At 74.8% G+C, this 14945-nt stretch carries 11 protein-coding genes; 6 read left to right on the forward strand and 5 right to left on the reverse strand.

Annotated features, from left to right (window positions below; all coding sequences use genetic code 11):
- Positions 1 to 1436: bifunctional 3'-5' exonuclease/DNA polymerase (locus tag GA0115242_RS32220; RefSeq protein ID WP_093834818.1), on the forward strand; the 1436-nt coding region annotated here is incomplete at its 5' end.
- A gap of 90 nt (positions 1437 to 1526) precedes the next feature.
- Here GA0115242_RS32220 and GA0115242_RS32225 read toward each other — a convergent pair.
- The 3 genes from GA0115242_RS32225 to GA0115242_RS32235 form a co-directional block, all read right to left on the reverse strand.
- Positions 1527 to 2429, reverse strand: a complete 903-nt coding sequence (locus GA0115242_RS32225; RefSeq protein WP_093834820.1) for a glycosyltransferase family 2 protein — start codon at positions 2427 to 2429, stop codon at positions 1527 to 1529.
- Positions 2430 to 2542: 113 nt separating this feature from the next.
- The gene (locus tag GA0115242_RS32230) at positions 2543 to 3733 is read right to left on the reverse strand and encodes a DUF5954 family protein (RefSeq protein WP_093834822.1); all 1191 of its coding nucleotides are present in this window, start codon (positions 3731 to 3733) and stop codon (positions 2543 to 2545) included.
- A gap of 234 nt (positions 3734 to 3967) precedes the next feature.
- Positions 3968 to 4393, reverse strand: a complete 426-nt coding sequence (locus GA0115242_RS32235; protein WP_093834824.1) for a hypothetical protein — start codon at positions 4391 to 4393, stop codon at positions 3968 to 3970.
- 134 nt (positions 4394 to 4527) lie between these two features.
- On the opposite strand from GA0115242_RS32235, the gene GA0115242_RS42020 reads away from it, so the two are divergent.
- From GA0115242_RS42020 to GA0115242_RS32260, 4 genes are all read left to right on the forward strand, one after another.
- Positions 4528 to 6354 carry a hypothetical protein gene (locus tag GA0115242_RS42020; RefSeq protein ID WP_237549427.1) on the forward strand — a complete coding sequence of 609 codons (1827 nt, stop codon included), beginning with the start codon at positions 4528 to 4530 and terminating at the stop codon, positions 6352 to 6354.
- 454 nt (positions 6355 to 6808) lie between these two features.
- Positions 6809 to 7972 carry a hypothetical protein gene (locus GA0115242_RS32250; RefSeq protein ID WP_093834826.1) on the forward strand — a complete coding sequence of 388 codons (1164 nt, stop codon included), beginning with the start codon at positions 6809 to 6811 and terminating at the stop codon, positions 7970 to 7972.
- 2 nt (positions 7973 to 7974) lie between these two features.
- A complete protein-coding gene (locus GA0115242_RS41005; protein WP_093834828.1) occupies positions 7975 to 9966 on the forward strand; it encodes a hypothetical protein in 1992 nt (663 codons plus the stop codon).
- Between the two features lie 56 nt (positions 9967 to 10022).
- Positions 10023 to 11315 carry a hypothetical protein gene (locus GA0115242_RS32260; protein ID WP_237549428.1) on the forward strand — a complete coding sequence of 431 codons (1293 nt, stop codon included), beginning with the start codon at positions 10023 to 10025 and terminating at the stop codon, positions 11313 to 11315.
- Positions 11316 to 11358: 43 nt separating this feature from the next.
- Here the strand turns inward: GA0115242_RS32260 and GA0115242_RS32265 are convergent, their stop codons facing one another.
- Positions 11359 to 12204, reverse strand: coding sequence for a DUF3592 domain-containing protein (locus GA0115242_RS32265; RefSeq protein WP_256089805.1), 846 nt, complete (start codon positions 12202 to 12204; stop codon positions 11359 to 11361).
- 318 nt (positions 12205 to 12522) lie between these two features.
- On the opposite strand from GA0115242_RS32265, the gene GA0115242_RS32270 reads away from it, so the two are divergent.
- Positions 12523 to 13977, forward strand: a complete 1455-nt coding sequence (locus tag GA0115242_RS32270) for a hypothetical protein (protein WP_093834830.1) — start codon at positions 12523 to 12525, stop codon at positions 13975 to 13977.
- A gap of 76 nt (positions 13978 to 14053) precedes the next feature.
- On the opposite strand, the gene GA0115242_RS32275 is transcribed toward GA0115242_RS32270, so the two are convergent.
- Complete coding sequence (locus tag GA0115242_RS32275) at positions 14054 to 14878, reverse strand: hypothetical protein (protein WP_093834832.1); 825 nt, start codon at positions 14876 to 14878, stop codon at positions 14054 to 14056.
- Between the last annotated feature and the right edge of the window lie 67 nt (positions 14879 to 14945).

A 14945-nucleotide genomic window follows, 5' to 3' on the forward strand; every position in this document is an offset into this window, starting at 1 on the left:
TGGCCCGGCTGCGCGGCGGCCCGGTCCCCGCCGACCCGCCGCAGCGCGCGGCCCGGCCCGGCGCCCAGTCCTCCCTCTTCGAACCCGAGGCCGTCCACCTCCCGCTCGCCGACCTCGTCGAGGTCCACGCCGCGCAGCAGCGGCGGCACGACGCCACTGCGCACCCCGACCGGATGCGGCTGCTGACGGCCGCCGAGTCGGCGGGCACCCTGGTCGCCGCCGAGATGAACCGGTCCGGGCTGCCGTGGAGCGCCGAGACGCACCGGCGGCTGCTGCACGACCTGCTCGGCGAGCGGTACGCGGGCGGGGGCGAGCCGCGCCGCCTCGCCGAGCTGGCCGACGAGGTGTCCGCCGCCTTCGGCCGCCGGGTCCGTCCCGACCTGCCCGCCGACGTCGTGAAGGCGTTCGCGCAGGCGGGCCTCAAGGTGCGGTCCACCCGGCGCTGGGAGATCGAGTCGCTCGACCATCCGGCGGTGCGGCCGCTCGTCGAGTACAAGAAGCTGTACCGGATCTGGGTCGCCCACGGCTGGTCCTGGCTCCAGGACTGGGTGCGCGACGGCCGGTTCAGACCGGAGTTCCTGGCGGGCGGCACGGTCACCGGGCGCTGGGTCACCAACGGCGGGGGCGGGCTCCAGATCCCCAAGGTCATCCGGCGGGCCGTGGTCGCCGACCCGGGCTGGCGGCTCGTCGTCGCCGACGCCGACCAGATGGAGCCCCGGGTCCTCGCGGCCATCTCCCGCGACCCCGGTCTGATGGAGGTGGCGGGACGGGAGAGCGACCTCTACCAGTCCGTCTCCGAGCGCGCCTTCGCCGGTGACCGCGACCAGGCCAAGATCGCGGTGCTGGGCGCGGTCTACGGGCAGACCTCGGGGGACGGCCTGAAGAACCTCGCCGCGCTGCGCCGCCGCTTCCCCCGCGCGGTCGCCTACGTCGACGACGCGGCGCGGGCCGGTGAGGAGGGCCGTCTGGTGCGCACCTGGCTGGGCCGCACCTGCCCACCGGCGGCCGGTGCGGACGCGGCCGAGGAGGCCGGACTCCCGCAGGAGACCCAGCTCCCGGAGGGGACGGGGGCGGGGACGGGGGGTGAGGTGGGGGCCGACGGGGACGGCGGCGGCGACTGGGTGCCGGGCTACGCGTCGACCAACTCCCGCGCGCGGGGGCGCTTCGCGCGCAACTTCGTCGTCCAGGGCAGCGCGGCGGACTGGGCCCTGCTGCTGCTCGCCGCGCTGCGCAGGACCTGCGCGGGGATGGCGGCCGAGCTGGTCTTCTTCCAGCACGACGAGGTCATCGTGCACTGTCCCGCGGAGGAGGCCGAGACCGTCGTCGCGGCGATCCGGGAGGCGTCCGAGCTGGCCGGACGCCTGACGTTCGGGGCGACTCCGGTGCGGTTCCCGTTCACCACGGCGGTGGTGGAGTGCTACGCCGACGCGAAGTGAGGGGCCGACGGAGACCGGCAGGGGCGGTGGCCGGGTCGCTGCCGGGCGGGGACGGACGCGCCCAGGGGCCGGACGTCCCCGGGCGGCTGGTCAGATGACGGGTGGGCGGCCCAGGCGGGTGAGGCGCCAGACCGTGCGCCAGCGCATCGGGCGCCGTTCACCGGCCGGTTCCCGCCAGCCCTCCACGAACCCGCCGAACCAGGCGCGCAGCCCGGCCCGCGACCTGATCCGCAGCAGGGTGAGCGCCGTCCACACGCCCAGGTGGACGGGGACGAGCGGCCACGGAAGACGGCGCCTGACCAGCCAGACCCGGTTGCGGGCGTTCACCCGGTAGTAGATGGCGTGCCGCGCGGGCGAGGTCTTCGGGTGCTGGAGCAGCAGCTCGGGCGCGTACCGGATGCGCCAGCCGCCGTCCGCGGCACGCCACGCGAGGTCCGTCTCCTCGTGGGCGAAGAAGAACGCGGCGGGCCAGTCCCCGACCTGGTCCAGCATCGTCGTCCGCAGGCCGTGGCCGCCGCCGAGGAACCCGGTGACGTAGCCGCCGCGCAGCGGATCGGCCGCGCCGACCCGGGGCACGTGCCGCCGCTGGGTCTCCCCGTGCTCGTCGGCGATGCGGAACCCGACGATGCCCAGGCGCGGGTCGGCGGCGAAGTGGTCGGCGACCCGGCGCAGCACGTCGGCGTCGACGAGGAGCCCGTCGTCGTCCAGCTCGACGACGACGTCCACGTCACCGAAGTCCCTGATCCGTTCGAGGGCGACGTTCCGGCCGCCGGGGCAGCCCAGGTTCTCGTCGACCTCCAGCAGGGTGACCTCGCCGGGCAGCGACAGGCGCTCCGCGAAGTCCGGCAGCGGGCAGCCGTTGCCGACGATCAGGATGCGCGTCGGGGCCAGATCCTGTTTGGCCACCGATTCCAGCAGGGCGTCGACCTCATCGGGCCGGTTCCCCATGGTCACCACGGCTACCGCGACCCTCGGCGTCACCGGTTCCGCCATGCCCTCACCCCGTCCCGGCCACTCGACAACGTCGGCCGCGATGCTAGCCGTTCACGCTGAGGACGGCCGCCATACGCCGGTGCGTCGCCCGGTGTGTCCGAGGTTGTCGGGCGTCAGCCCTCCGCGGGGCCGGTCCTGCCCCTGGCTCCCCTGCGCCGGTCGGCCCGGCGCTCCCTGGCGGCGGCCCGGCGGGCCAACTCCTGCTCCCAGAGCACCTGCAACTCCCTGACCTGCTGCTCCACCACGGGGTTCGGGAGGTCCTCGTCGTCCTCGTCGTCTCCGTCGCCGTCGTCCCCCGCGCGCCACCGGCCGCCGTCCGCGGACCGCTCGTTCTGGACGGCGACGGGCGGGTCGGGGTCGAAGTCGTGCGGGCGCGGGCCCTCGGGGCCGTCCGGGCCGAGGCGCACCAGGCGCTCGACCCGGCTGACCCTGAACCAGCGGCCGTCCACGACGAGGTCGTCGCAGCGCTGCTCGTCGAGCAGGTCGGCCGCGCGGGCGTACGCGGCCCGGTCCTCGTCCGTCATCACCAGCGTGAACGGCGCCATCACCCGCAGCCAGGTGGTCAGCCCGTCGCGGGCGCCCTGCGGGGTGTCGTCGGAGGCGCCGGGGTGGAACGCCTGCCAACGGCCGTCCACCCGCTCGGAGATCATGAACACCGCGGGCAGCAGGACACCGCCGGGGCAGCGTTCGGCCGCGTCCAGCGCGTCCTCGCGCAGACCGGCGGGGGCGCCGGGCACGGCACCGAGGAAGCGCAGCAGGTCCAGTCGGAGCAGGCCGTCGGCGAGGCCGGTGCCGAGGCGCGGGTCGATGACGTGGCCCTCGATCCGGGAGGGCAGCGTGTGCGCCTCGCCCGCCTCGGCCGGGTCGGGGTCGGAGGGGCGGGGCGGTTCGGGTCCGTCGGGGCCGGTCCGCAGGAACCGTGAGGCGCGCACGATCCGGAACCGCTCGCCGCGGACCCGGACCTCGTCGATGACCTCGCGGTCCATCCGGAGCGCCGCGGCCGTCCACTCCGCGTGCGCCCGTTCGTCCCCCTCGTCCCTCGCGCGCGCGGCGCGCATCCGGAAGTGGTGGCCCAGCGAGTCCCGGGCGCCCTGCGGCGCGTCCGAGAGGTGCTTCGACAACGCCCAACCCCCGGAGTCGAGTTCCTTCGCGTAGAAGAACTCGGCCAGTGCGAGCCCGTTCAGGTCCGGGTACAACTCCCGTGCCTGCCAGGCCTCCTGCTCCGCGAACGCGGCGACTGGACCTTCCTGCGGGATCACCCGGAAGGTCAGGTAGCCGGGAACTCCGTCTTCGTAACCGGTCATGCACAGACTGTGCCCGACCCTCCGGCGCCCCCGCCATGCGCGGAGGCAAACGGGCCCGGTTGTTGGGCGGGGCCGGTTCGTCCCCGGAGGAGCAGGACCGTCACGGAGCGGGGCGGTCCTGACCGGGCGGGCGGGAGCCGGGCGTCGCGGGGCGCGGTGGGACGGGGGCCGGCCGGCGCGGGACGGGACGGGCGGGGCGGCGCCGGGCGGGGTCCGGGGCGCCGGGGCAACGGGTCACGCGGTGGTGCCGTCACCCGCGTAGAGGTAGGCGCCGGGCCTGGCGGGGTCGGCGACCAGCAGGACCTGGTCACCGGGGCGCGGGATGCGCAGCTTGGAGACGATCGTCTGGAGCGCGATCGGTTCGGCGCCCGCACCGGCGGGCCGCAGGACCAGGTCGACGACCGGGTCGAAGTTGACGAGCTTGCCGGTGTCGGCGAGGGAGACCACCGTGACCGTCAGGGTCGGGGCCCCCGCCGCGAGCAACTGCTGAGCGGTGACACCGGAGTTGTACGCGGCCATGGACTGCTGGACCCGGGCGAAGTCCTCGTTGCCGAGGAAGGCGCGGGTGGTGCGGCCGTAGAAGCCCTTGCCGCTCACCACCTTCTCGGCCAGCTCGGCGGCCCGCTCCTCGCGGCTCCTGCGCTTCCCGAAGATTCCCATGAGATGCCTTCCTTCCTCGGTCCCGCGCGCCTCCTGCGCGCCGGGCGGGCCTGACACGGTGAACCGTAGAAGCGGCGCAGCGCCTACCGATCCCAGGTTCGCCCGGCCCTTCGGCCACGACGTAATCTCGGCCCATGCCGTCCCCCAGCCAGCCGCCGACCGACGGGCGCCGCCCGCGGGCCATGGTGATCGACAGCGCCTGGCGCGGCCTCGGGCCCGGACCGGCGTCGCTGAGCGGTCCCGGTGGAGCGCCGCTGACCCGGACGGTCAAGCTGATCGTGCTGCCGCTGATCGTCCGGCCGGCGCTCCGCCCCGAGCTGGCCGCGGACTTCCTCGACGCCCCGGAGGCGGCCCGGCTCGGCCGTCTGATCGCGGAGTCGGGGCCGGTCCTCGACGCGACGGCAGAGTGGTTCACGCTGCTGAAGAAGACCCGGCGGGCGCTGGGGATCGTGGCGGGCAATCCGCAAGATCTCTACTTCCAACGGTGCTTCGAGTTGGCCACCGAGCACGGGGCGCCGGCGGAGGCGGGGGACGCGGCCGCCGTCGCCCGAGCCGTCCTGGCGGACGTCGCCGATGTCACCGGCGGACGCACGGTCGAGGCGCTGCGGCAGTGGCTGTCCGACCCCGCCCGCCGCACCCGCCTCGACGCGGACCTGACGGAGACGTGGGCGCGACGGGAGCGGGGGGCCCTGCGGGAGCGGGGGTCCCTGCGGGAGCGGGGCGCGGAGGCCGGGGTGGAGGCGGGGGGTCTGCGGGAGACGGTGGCTCTGGGAGAGACGGGGGCTCTGCGGGAGGCGGGCGCTGTGCGGGAGGCGGGGGCTCTGCGGGAGGCCGTGCGGGCGGCGGACGCGGTCCTCGAAGCGTGCGGCGGGCGCGGCACGGGGGCGCGCCGGGGGCGGGACGCGCGGGCGGCCTCGGCGGCGGACGCGGGCGGCACCCCGGGGACGGAGGACGTGGAGGGGTTCGCGTCCATGGTCGAGCGGGGGCACGGGAGCGTCCTCGGGCGGGAGTTGTGGGCGGGCGGGGGTGACGGGGGCGGGAGTGCTTCCGGGGGTGCGGGGGGACGGGGCGGTGGGGATGGCGGTGGGGATGCCGAGGCATGTGCCGGTGGGGGTATCAGTGGGGGTCCCGGAGGGGACGTCAGTGGGGATGCCAGAGGGGGTGCCGAGGGGTGCGTCGGTGATCGTCGCGCCGGTGTCGATGCCCGCGCGGCGGCTCTCTGGGGGCGCGGTGACGTTCCCGCGCATCTGGGGTTGAGCGCGTGGGACGTGCCCCCGCGTCCGGAGGTCGGCCGGGGTGCGTCGACCGCGACACTGCCCGCGCCCTTCGACCGCACCCTGTTCGAGCGGCTGTTCACCGTCCTCCAGGCGTCCGCGCACCGCGACGAGCTGCCGACGGTCCCGGAACTCGTCCGGCGCGAGGTGGGACGCAGTTGCGCTCCGCTCGGCCTGCGCGACGAGACACTCCGGGTGGCCGTGGTCCTCGGCGGCAGACTCGCGGTGGGTCTCGATCCCCTGGGCGCGGGAACGGCGGCGCGAGGCGGCCGTGTTGAGGCCGGACAGCACGCAACTCCGCTGCGGGAGACGGAGATGGAGACGGGCGCCGCGTCCGGCGGCGGGACGGCGGCGCACCGAGCGGTCAACAGCCGCTGGCGCCGGGAGGCTTCGGTGCTGCGGGCACGGCGGATGACCGTCTCGCCGCGTCCCGACCCGGACGGCGGTGTCCTGGAGGCCCTCGCCCGCGATCTGCGCACCCCGTGGACGGCGTACATGCGCAGGCTGTGGGTGCGCCTGCACGGACGGGACGTCCGCGACGCCCCGCTGACCGACACGGCGTCCGCCTGGGCGGTCCTCGACGGGGTCGCCCGCTCCGTGATGATGGACCACCGCGCCCGGGTCAGGACGGCTCTGCGGAGCCTGGCGGCGCCCCCGTCCCCGGTGGCCGAGCGGAGGAGCGCGTGATGCCGGGGGCGGAGACGGGCCGGGTGCGGGTCGCGGCGGCCGACGACGGCACGGTCCGGGTGAGCGTCGTGCGCGGGGGCGGGTCGGGGACGCCGGGGTCAGCTCCCGGCCGGGCCGTCCTCGACGTCGCGGGAGCCCTCCTGACCTGGCCGGTCCTGGCCCCGCCCGGCCTGCCCGACGCGGAGATCCACGACCCGGGGCGGGCACAGCAGTGGCTGTGGGCGGTGTACGGGGAGGACGTCGCGGGGGCCGTGGAATCGGCGGCGACGACGGGGTGGGCGGGCCACGTCGGTCCGACAGGTGCGGGTGGTTCGACAGGGGCGGACGGTCCGACAGGGGTGGGTGGTTCCACAGGGGCGGGTGGGGCGACAGGGTCTAGCGGTCAGGCTGGGTCGGGCGGGGGACCGCATCGGCTGGGCCGGGCCCGACCGACGGTGCCGACGCGGCCGTCGAGATGCCGGTCGGCTCGCTCGGGGACGGGCGGGACGAGACCCTCGCGCTCGCGGCCGGGCGGGACGGGGCCCTCGCGCGGGCGGCCGGGCGGCTGGCCTTCGGGCACTGGGCCGCGCGGTGGTGGCCCGCGTCCTACCTCGACGGCATCCCCGCGCTCGAACCCGACCTGCTCGGGCTTGAGTTGGCCGCGCTCACCCACACCTGCCAGCAACTCTTCGACGACGTCGAGGACCAACCGGACGCCGACGCGGCCGAGTTGATCGACGTCCACGCGGACGCCCTCGGCCCGCTTCTGCGCTGGTGGCGCTCCGCACCGCCGGGCTCGGCGACCGCGGACCGACTGGACGCCGTCCTGCGGCTGATCGACGACGCGGCGGACGGGGCCGGTCTCGACGGGGAGGCGGTGCGCGCGCTGCGGGCGGCGCTGGAGAGCCGCGGAACCGCCGGGGAACCACTGGAACCGGCCCCGGCCGCCGGGGTGGGCGGGCTGTTCGCACGGGGTCGGGACTACGCGCTCGCCGCGGGCGAACTCCGTTCCGCGGGCGGCCGGTTGATCGCGCGGGGCACGGGCACCAACGACTGGCGCCGGTACCCGCCCGGGTTCGTGGACGCGGCCGAGCACGCGGTGACCTGGACGGCGTCCGCGGTCGGCGCCGAGCGGCGGATCGAGGTCGACGTCGTCGCCGACGGGTCGGCCCCGGCCACGGACGTGCGGCTCGCGGCGGAGGTCGACGTGAACGGCGGCCCGGCCCACCGGGTGCTGCTGGCCCGGCGCGACGACCTGTGGACCGGCCGGGCGGAGGTCGACCTCCCGGACGGGGGCACTCCTCGCGTCGAGGTCGGGGTTCTGATGCCGGGGTTCGATCCGGGGCCGGGTCACGGGCCGGGGCAGGGGCCGGACCGCGAACCGTCGACGCGGGCCGACCGGGACGCGGTGCGCGCGCTGGCCCGACGGCGGCTGGCGGAGGCGGAGGGGGCGGGGGCGGAGCAGGTGTCGGGGCGGGCGCTGGAGCGGACCGGGGAGTGGGCGTCGGAGGGGACCGGGGAGTGGGCGTCGGAGGGGACCGGGGAGTGGGCGTCGGAGGGGACCGGCGAGGACCACGAGCCGTTCCTCCCGTTCCTCGCGGAGATCGCCGCCGCCGCGAGCGCGGAGGAGGACTTCTGACCATGCGGGACGAGGAGCGGCGGGACGAGGAGCGGCGGGAGCACGGTCAAGGGGACGAGGGGCGGCCGGAGGAGCAGCGGCGGGACGACGGGCGAGGGGACGAGCAGCGGCAGGACGAGGGTCGGCCGGAGGAGCAGCGGCGGGACGAGGTGCGGCAGCACGAGGTGCGGCGGGCCGCGGCGCGGTCGGGGCAGGCGGCCGGGAATCCCGCCCATGACGCTCCCTCCTCCCCCGCGCGGTACGGCGATCCCTTCGACGAGGGGTTCGCGCTCGCCGAACAGCACCAGGCCGTACCGGACTTCGGCGCCGCACTGGCCGTCTACGCGCAACTCCTCACCCTGGCCGAGTCGCTCGACGACTCCCCCGATGTCCGCTTCCTGCGGGGCCACTTGCTGTCCGACATCGCGACGGTCCGGCTCAGGGCCGCCGACCCGGTCAGGGCCGCGGACGACCTGGAGCACGCCCTCGGCCTGCTGCGGGGCGTGGCGGACGCCACCATGGGACCGCGGGGCCGTCAGGTCTGGCTCGAAGTACTGCTGAAGACGTTCATGGCCAAGGCCGAACTCCTGCGCGGCAGAGGGAGTCTGGACGAGGCGGCCGCGTGCGTGGACGAGGCGGCGGCCCTGCTGCCGGAGTTCCACGACCCGGAGGGGCTGCGCACGGCCGAGGTCGGCCTGACCCGGGTGCTCCTGCTGATCGACCGCGGACAGTGGGGCGCGGCCGAGGAGTTGGCGACGGCGCTGCTGTCGACCCCGCCCGTCACGGCGGAGGAGCGGCCCCCCGCGCCGGGACCGGCGGCGGCTGGGCCCACCGCGCTCCGCCTGCTGGACTGTCTCGCGATGATCTGCGCGTCGACCAACCGCTTCGACCTGGCGGACGACTACCTGGCGCGCGCGGAGGAGGGTTTCCGGGCGGCCGGGGACCACGGTGCCCGGCAGGGGCTGCTCGCCCACCGCGCGCACGTCGTGATGCTCCGCGGGGACCTCGACCGCGCGGAGAAGCTGTACGCCGAGGCGTCCGCGCTCTACGAGGAACAGGGCCTGAGCGACGAACTGGCGGTCTGCGAGCAGGCCCGCGCCGCCCTCGCCGAGCGGCGCGGTGAGCCCGCCGTCGCACGCGACCTGGCCGCGTCGAGCCTGGCCCGCTTCGAGCGGCTCGGCGCCGGGCTCGCCGCCGCGGACACCATGCTGCTCTCCGCCGGACAGGCCTACGGCCGGGGAGACCTGGACAGCATGCGGCGGTTGGCGCAGGGCGCGCGCGAGGTGTTCGAGGAGCGGCGGGTGTACGAGCGGTGCGCGCAGGTGGACCTGCTGCTCGCGACGGCCCTGGAGGACAACCTGAACCGGACGGACCACGGGGCGCACGAGGCGCGGTCCGTGGCGACGGCGCTCGGCCTCGCGCTCCCGGCCGCGCTGGCGCTGGAGGCGGCACGGTACGACTTCGTCACCGCGCACGCCCGCAGCCAGTGGCTTCAACTGGCGGACGAGGCGATGCGGTTGGCGTTCCGGCTGGCGCTGCGCCGGGGTGATCAGGGGCTCCTGTTCGAGCTGGTGGAACACCGGTGCGCGGGCGCGTCCCTGTCCCTGACCCGCGAGCCCCCGCCGACGACACCGCCCCGGACGCCGCGGCCGTCACCCGCGTCGCCGCCGTCTCCACCGCAGCCGTCACCACCGTCGACCACTCCCGGTCCGACTGCCGATCCGCAGGCCGATCCGCAGGCCGGTCGGCATGGCGACCCGCGCGCCGGTCTGACGTTCCCGGCCCCGGCGATGAAGACGTACGGGCCCGCCGACGAGGGCGCTCCGGTGCTGGGGGGTGCGGCGGGCGAGGCCGCGGCGGCGGTCGGGCTGCGGGTCGCGGCGCCGCCGAGGGTGCTGATGGCACCGGAGTCGGGCCGGTACGCGCTCCAGGAGTACGTCCGGGCGGCCGAGTTGCGCTATCACCGGCGGATCGTGAGCGAGGAGGCGGTGCCGTTCTGGCCACCGACGACCTGACCGGACCGCACCGCCCGGTGGTCCAGATCCGGCTGGCGGACGCCGGGGACCTGCACATGACCTGGACGTGGGCGGGCGGCGCCCGGGGCTTCGGCACCGCGCACGGCCCGGCCGCCGACGTCGAACGGGCGGTCGCCGCGCTGACGTCGGCGCTGCCGGGCGGGGACGCGAGCGGGGGCGGGGGCGCGGACGGGATGCGGCGCGCGTTCGCGTCCGGGGCGATGGCCGCGTACCCGTCGGAACGCCGGCTGGCCCGGGACCTGGCGCAGGCGCTGTGGCCGCCCCAACTGACGCAGCAGATACGCCAGGTCGGCTCGACCCTGGCGCAACGCCCGCTGATCCGGATCCAACCGTCCCCGCGCGTGGCGCAAGTCCCGTGGGAACTCCTGTCGATGGACGCGGACGAGGAGAACCCGCCCGCCGACGTCCGCCTGATCGACCTGGCGGACGTGACGACGACGGCACCGGCGTCGTCCCGCCGTCCGGGAGCCGGGACGGACCAGGGGGCCACGGTCACCGGTCCGGACCGTCCGGGAGCCGGGACGGACCAGGGGGCCACGGGCACCGGTCCGGAGGCGGTGGTGCTCGTCCTGGACCCGAAGGTGCCGGGCTTCCGCGCGGACTCCCCGCTCGGTTCGGTGCTCGGACGGCCGGGCTCGGACCCCGGCGTCCTGGAGTTCGTCCGGCGGCGGATGGACGCGGGCCCGGTCCTCCCCCGGATCAGCGAGCCCGCCGAGGCGCTGCGCCGCACCGACCTGGACCGGGAGTGGCTCGGCGGGGTGCTGCGCGGGGGCGTGCGGCGGCTGATGTACGTCGGGCACGTGAGCGGCGCCCCGGTCGAGCACGGGCAGAGCGAGGACGTCACCCTGCACCTGTGCTGCGACGCGGGGACCACCGGTCTGATCGAACCGGTGCGCGGACACCGCCCGTTGGCGGCGAAGGACCTCTTTCTGGGGACGCTCCCGCTGCGCCCGGACGGCGTGCCGGGGGCCCAACTCTGGCCCGCGCCGCGGCGGGTCGCGCTGATCGGCTGCGAGAGCGGGGGCGACCTGCGGTTCGCGGAGTCGTTCGGACTGGCGTCGGCGATGATCCACAATGGCGCCGACCTGGTCACCGCGACCCGCTGGGTGCTGCCCACGAGCTTCGCGTTCCACCGGCTGGCCGGGGTCCCGGAGTCGGTGCGGCCGCTGACGGAGGCAGTGGTCGCGGTGGACGCGGCGCACGAGAGCGAGGACCCGGTGGCGGCGCTGAACGCCTGGCAGCGCACCCGGCTGACCGAGTGGCGCGCGGGACGGGGAGCGGACCGTTCGCCGCTGCTGTGGGCGTCGTTGACGAACATCGTGCGCTGACGAGGGTGACGAGGGGTGGCGGGCGCGGTGCGCCGCGACGCGGTCAGAGCAGTGCGGCCCCGACCGCCATCGACGCCAGACCGCCGGTCCACAGCGCCACGACGAAGGCGATGTCCTTGCCGCGCTCGCGCCGGTCGAAGGCGAGGTCGGGGGTGAAGACGGAGGGGTCGTCGACCGCGTAGTGCACGGTGAGTTCGCGGCCGAGGGAGCCGGGCAGGGCCTGCGCGCCGCGCAGCAGCAGGGCGGTCACCCGCACCCCGTCCCGGGTGGTGAAGACGACGACGGGGGTGCGGCTGACGATCTCGGTGCCCTCGCCGTCGGTGTGGATGTCCTCGGTGACGGCGACGACGCGGGCCGGCACCCCGACGGCGGACGCGAGCCGCGCGGCCCGCTCCCGCGCGCGGCCGATGTCACCGCTCAGGGCACCGGCGCACACGAGCAGGGCGCCGAGCCCGAGCAGCCCCCACCCCGGCCCGCCGGCCACCCAGGCGTGCGCGACCGCCCCCACGGCCAGCAGCCACACACAGCAGTTGGGCACGGTGAGGCCGTGCCGCTCCCCGTCGGTGCTGCGCATCAGATGGAACCGCTCGGGCTGCCCCGGCGGATACCGCACGGTGAACTCCCGCCCCACCCAGGCCGCGTGCACCCCCTCACCGTGGGCGCCCTCGTTCCCGAGCCTGAACTCGGCCCCGCTCAGCAGATCCTGGAAGGCGAGGGTCACGGGCAGGGCGTCCATCCCGGACGCCCCGTGCGCGGGCACCCGCACCTCGACCACCCGGGCGACCGCCCAGACGGCGCGCTGGGCCCGGGTGACCCCGGCAAGAGCCCGCCCGTACCCGACCAGGGCACCCGCGACGGGAAGAACCCACCAGAACCCCACCCACGACACAACCCCACCCCCGGCCCAGGCCCCGTCCACTCCCCGTCCCCACGGAAGGTACGCGGGCCCGACGACCTACCGATCCCAACTCCGCTCCCCGGGAGCGACACCCCGGGGAGCACCTTCCACCGACCGCCGCAACCCAACGGACCCACCAGTTGGGACGCGCCGGGGCGGGGCGATCCCGCGCGCGTCACCGCCGAGGACGAGGGCGAGGACGTACCGGCCCAACTGCCACCGCGGTCGCCATCACGGTCCCACGTAGCATGTAACGCCCGCTCAGGCCAGCGGCGTCAGCAGGGGCACGAGGAATCCAGGGGGCGGAACGTGCGGACGGTCGACCCGGACGATCTGGAGCGGCTCGCCAAGATGCTGGACGGGAGGGGCGGCGTCCAGGACGGACTGGACGAGGCCTTCAGCAGAGCCTCCCGGCTCGGCGTCTCCAGCAAGCTGACGGCACTGAGGCCCCTGCGGAGCTGGGTGACGGAGACGGCACCGGACCTCCGCAAGCGGGCGAGCATCGCGCGCCTGGAGGACGGCGACCCGGAGGCGGGCCTTCGCTGGGCGGGCTTCAGCGCCGAGGAACTGAAGAAGTACGAGGGCCAGGGGCTCTCCCCCGATCAACTGCTGCTGGCCAACTCCGTCGCCGCGAGCGACGACCCGGCCGCGGAGTCGCTGCGCAGGGGCGACGACGAATCGATCGACGCGTGGATCGAACGCCTCGAAGTGACCGCCCTGACGAAGATCCCCCTCCTGAAGCCGCACCAGGAGTCGGTCGAGGCGTTCGTCGAGACATACAGGGAGTTCACCGGCGCCACCCGCGTGGCAGGTCATTCCATCGCGCTGACGACGTCCATGACGAGGATTCTGGTCGGCAACCGTATTCGCCGCGCATGGCGCGACAGCAGATGGTCCAGCGATGTGCAGGAGTTTCTGGCTCGAGGACTTCGGAGCACCGGCAACAGGTACCTGGTACGCGCCAGCGAGAGGGTGCGGACCTGGACTTGGGCCCCGAAATCATTGGGCGCGCCCGGATCGTGGCTGCCCAGCAAGCTCCTCGGTCACTTCTACCGCACGCAGAGATTTCAGCAGATTGCCCGGCTCCCCGGTATGACCACGGTGCAGAACTGGGTCAACAGCCACGGCTGGAACGCGATCTCGAGATCCAGAATCATGAACGTGGGTCCGAGTTCGGTCATCAATCTGATCGGCGGGAACAATGAGCTGGCCACCAGGTTCGGCGGGCTCACCCACGCCAATGTCGCGGCGAAGGCCCCCAGCGCCAGCCTTCTCAGGGTCACGGGCAACGCCTACTCGTTCGCACGCGATGCACAGGGACTCGGCCGTGGAGCAGCGGCGGCCAGAGGACTGGCGACCGCCGGGAAGGTGGCCGGCGCCTTTCGCGGTGTCGGTGTGGTCAGCGGCGTGGCTTCGACCGCCATCAGCGCCAACACCGTGTATCACAACGGGTGGCCGTGGGACAAAGGAAACTTCTCCACCAAGGAAAAGGGCGCGTCCTACGTCGCGGACATCGCCGAGACCGGTTTCAACGCCTCGCTGACGGCGGCCACCGTCGCGCCCAACCCGATCACCATCGGCGTCACCATCGGCTTCGGCGCCGTCTACGCGGGCGCCAAGGTCGTCCAGCACTGGGACGGCATCAAGGAAGGCGGAGTCAAGGCGGCGAACGCCGTGGGAGACGCGGCCAAGGAGGCGGTGACCGATCCCGTCGGAACGGCCAAGGAAGTGGGTCACGCGCTCAACCCGAAGAACTGGTTCTGACGCTTCGGAGAAGTCGGAGAAGCCGAAGAACGGGGCGGGCGGGACATCGCGCCGCGCCCCGCTCTCCGCCGACGCGTCAGGCGTCGATCAACTCCGCCTTGTCCGGGAGGAGATCAGTGATCCTTCTCCAGATGTCACCGTTCCTCGTGCGCACCAGGCACAGTTCGCTGTCCGGTCCCACCTGCCCGTCCAGCACGGGCTCCACGGGCTTCTCCCGGACCCAGTAGCCGCGCGGTCCGCAGTCCCACACCGCCAGTCCCCTGACCATCGCGGCCCGTTCGCCCTCGTGCTCGCCGTCCCACGCCGTGGTGATGCGCCACATCGCGTTCAACGCCATGACGAGTTCGGTGAGTTCGGTCAGACCCGGCTCCTCGGGGGTACCGGCCTCCGTCAGCGCCTCGCGGATGAGACCTCTGATCGCTGCCTCGTCGTCCACGTCCTGGTCGAGGACGGACAACGCGGCGTCGAGGGCGCCCATCGTCGTCTCGACACGGGAGACCTCGGACGTCGCCTCGTCGTCCGCCTGGAGGTTGACCATGCGGGCCAGCTCCCAGACCAGGCTGTGCGGGGCGATGGGCGTGTACTCGGACTCCTCCTCGTCCGGCCAGCCCTCATGAGCGATCATCACCCGCTGCCCCACGACGACCCCGTGGTTGATCGCCCCGTGTTCTCCCATGACCTCCACGGTGACCAGGAGCAGCGGAGCGGCCAAGGCGCTCAGCAGGTCCCGGAGGATGGGCGCCAGTTCGCCCTCCTCCCCGACCAGGTTGATCTGGACGAGTTCACCCAGCGACGGCCAGAGGTCCTCGGGCGGGTTCTCTCCGTCCATGAGATGAGCGAGCACCGCCACATGGCGATCCGCGAGCCGGAACCGCGCCCGGGAGCTGTCATAGGAAGGCATAAAGGGTGCATACCTCAATTCATCGCGTCCAGCCGCCGGGGCACCGACGACCTGCCCCGTCCTCCTA

This window comes from Streptomyces sp. SolWspMP-5a-2 (genome assembly GCF_900091845.1).
In the GTDB taxonomy this organism is placed as follows: Bacteria; Actinomycetota; Actinomycetes; order Streptomycetales; family Streptomycetaceae; genus Streptomyces; species Streptomyces doudnae.

What these genes read in the sequence shown, in the direction of transcription:
- GA0115242_RS32225 (WP_093834820.1), bottom strand. Translation starts at nt 2,429, where the DNA reads ATGGCGGAACCGGTGACGCCGAGGGTCGCGGTAGCCGTGGTGACCATG.
- GA0115242_RS32230 (WP_093834822.1), bottom strand. Translation starts at nt 3,733, where the DNA reads ATGACCGGTTACGAAGACGGAGTTCCCGGCTACCTGACCTTCCGGGTG.
- GA0115242_RS32235 (WP_093834824.1), bottom strand. Translation starts at nt 4,393, where the DNA reads ATGGGAATCTTCGGGAAGCGCAGGAGCCGCGAGGAGCGGGCCGCCGAG.
- GA0115242_RS42020 (WP_237549427.1), top strand. Translation starts at nt 4,528, where the DNA reads ATGCCGTCCCCCAGCCAGCCGCCGACCGACGGGCGCCGCCCGCGGGCC.
- GA0115242_RS32250 (WP_093834826.1), top strand. Translation starts at nt 6,809, where the DNA reads ATGCCGGTCGGCTCGCTCGGGGACGGGCGGGACGAGACCCTCGCGCTC.
- GA0115242_RS41005 (WP_093834828.1), top strand. Translation starts at nt 7,975, where the DNA reads ATGCGGGACGAGGAGCGGCGGGACGAGGAGCGGCGGGAGCACGGTCAA.
- GA0115242_RS32260 (WP_237549428.1), top strand. Translation starts at nt 10,023, where the DNA reads ATGACCTGGACGTGGGCGGGCGGCGCCCGGGGCTTCGGCACCGCGCAC.
- GA0115242_RS32275 (WP_093834832.1), bottom strand. Translation starts at nt 14,878, where the DNA reads ATGCCTTCCTATGACAGCTCCCGGGCGCGGTTCCGGCTCGCGGATCGC.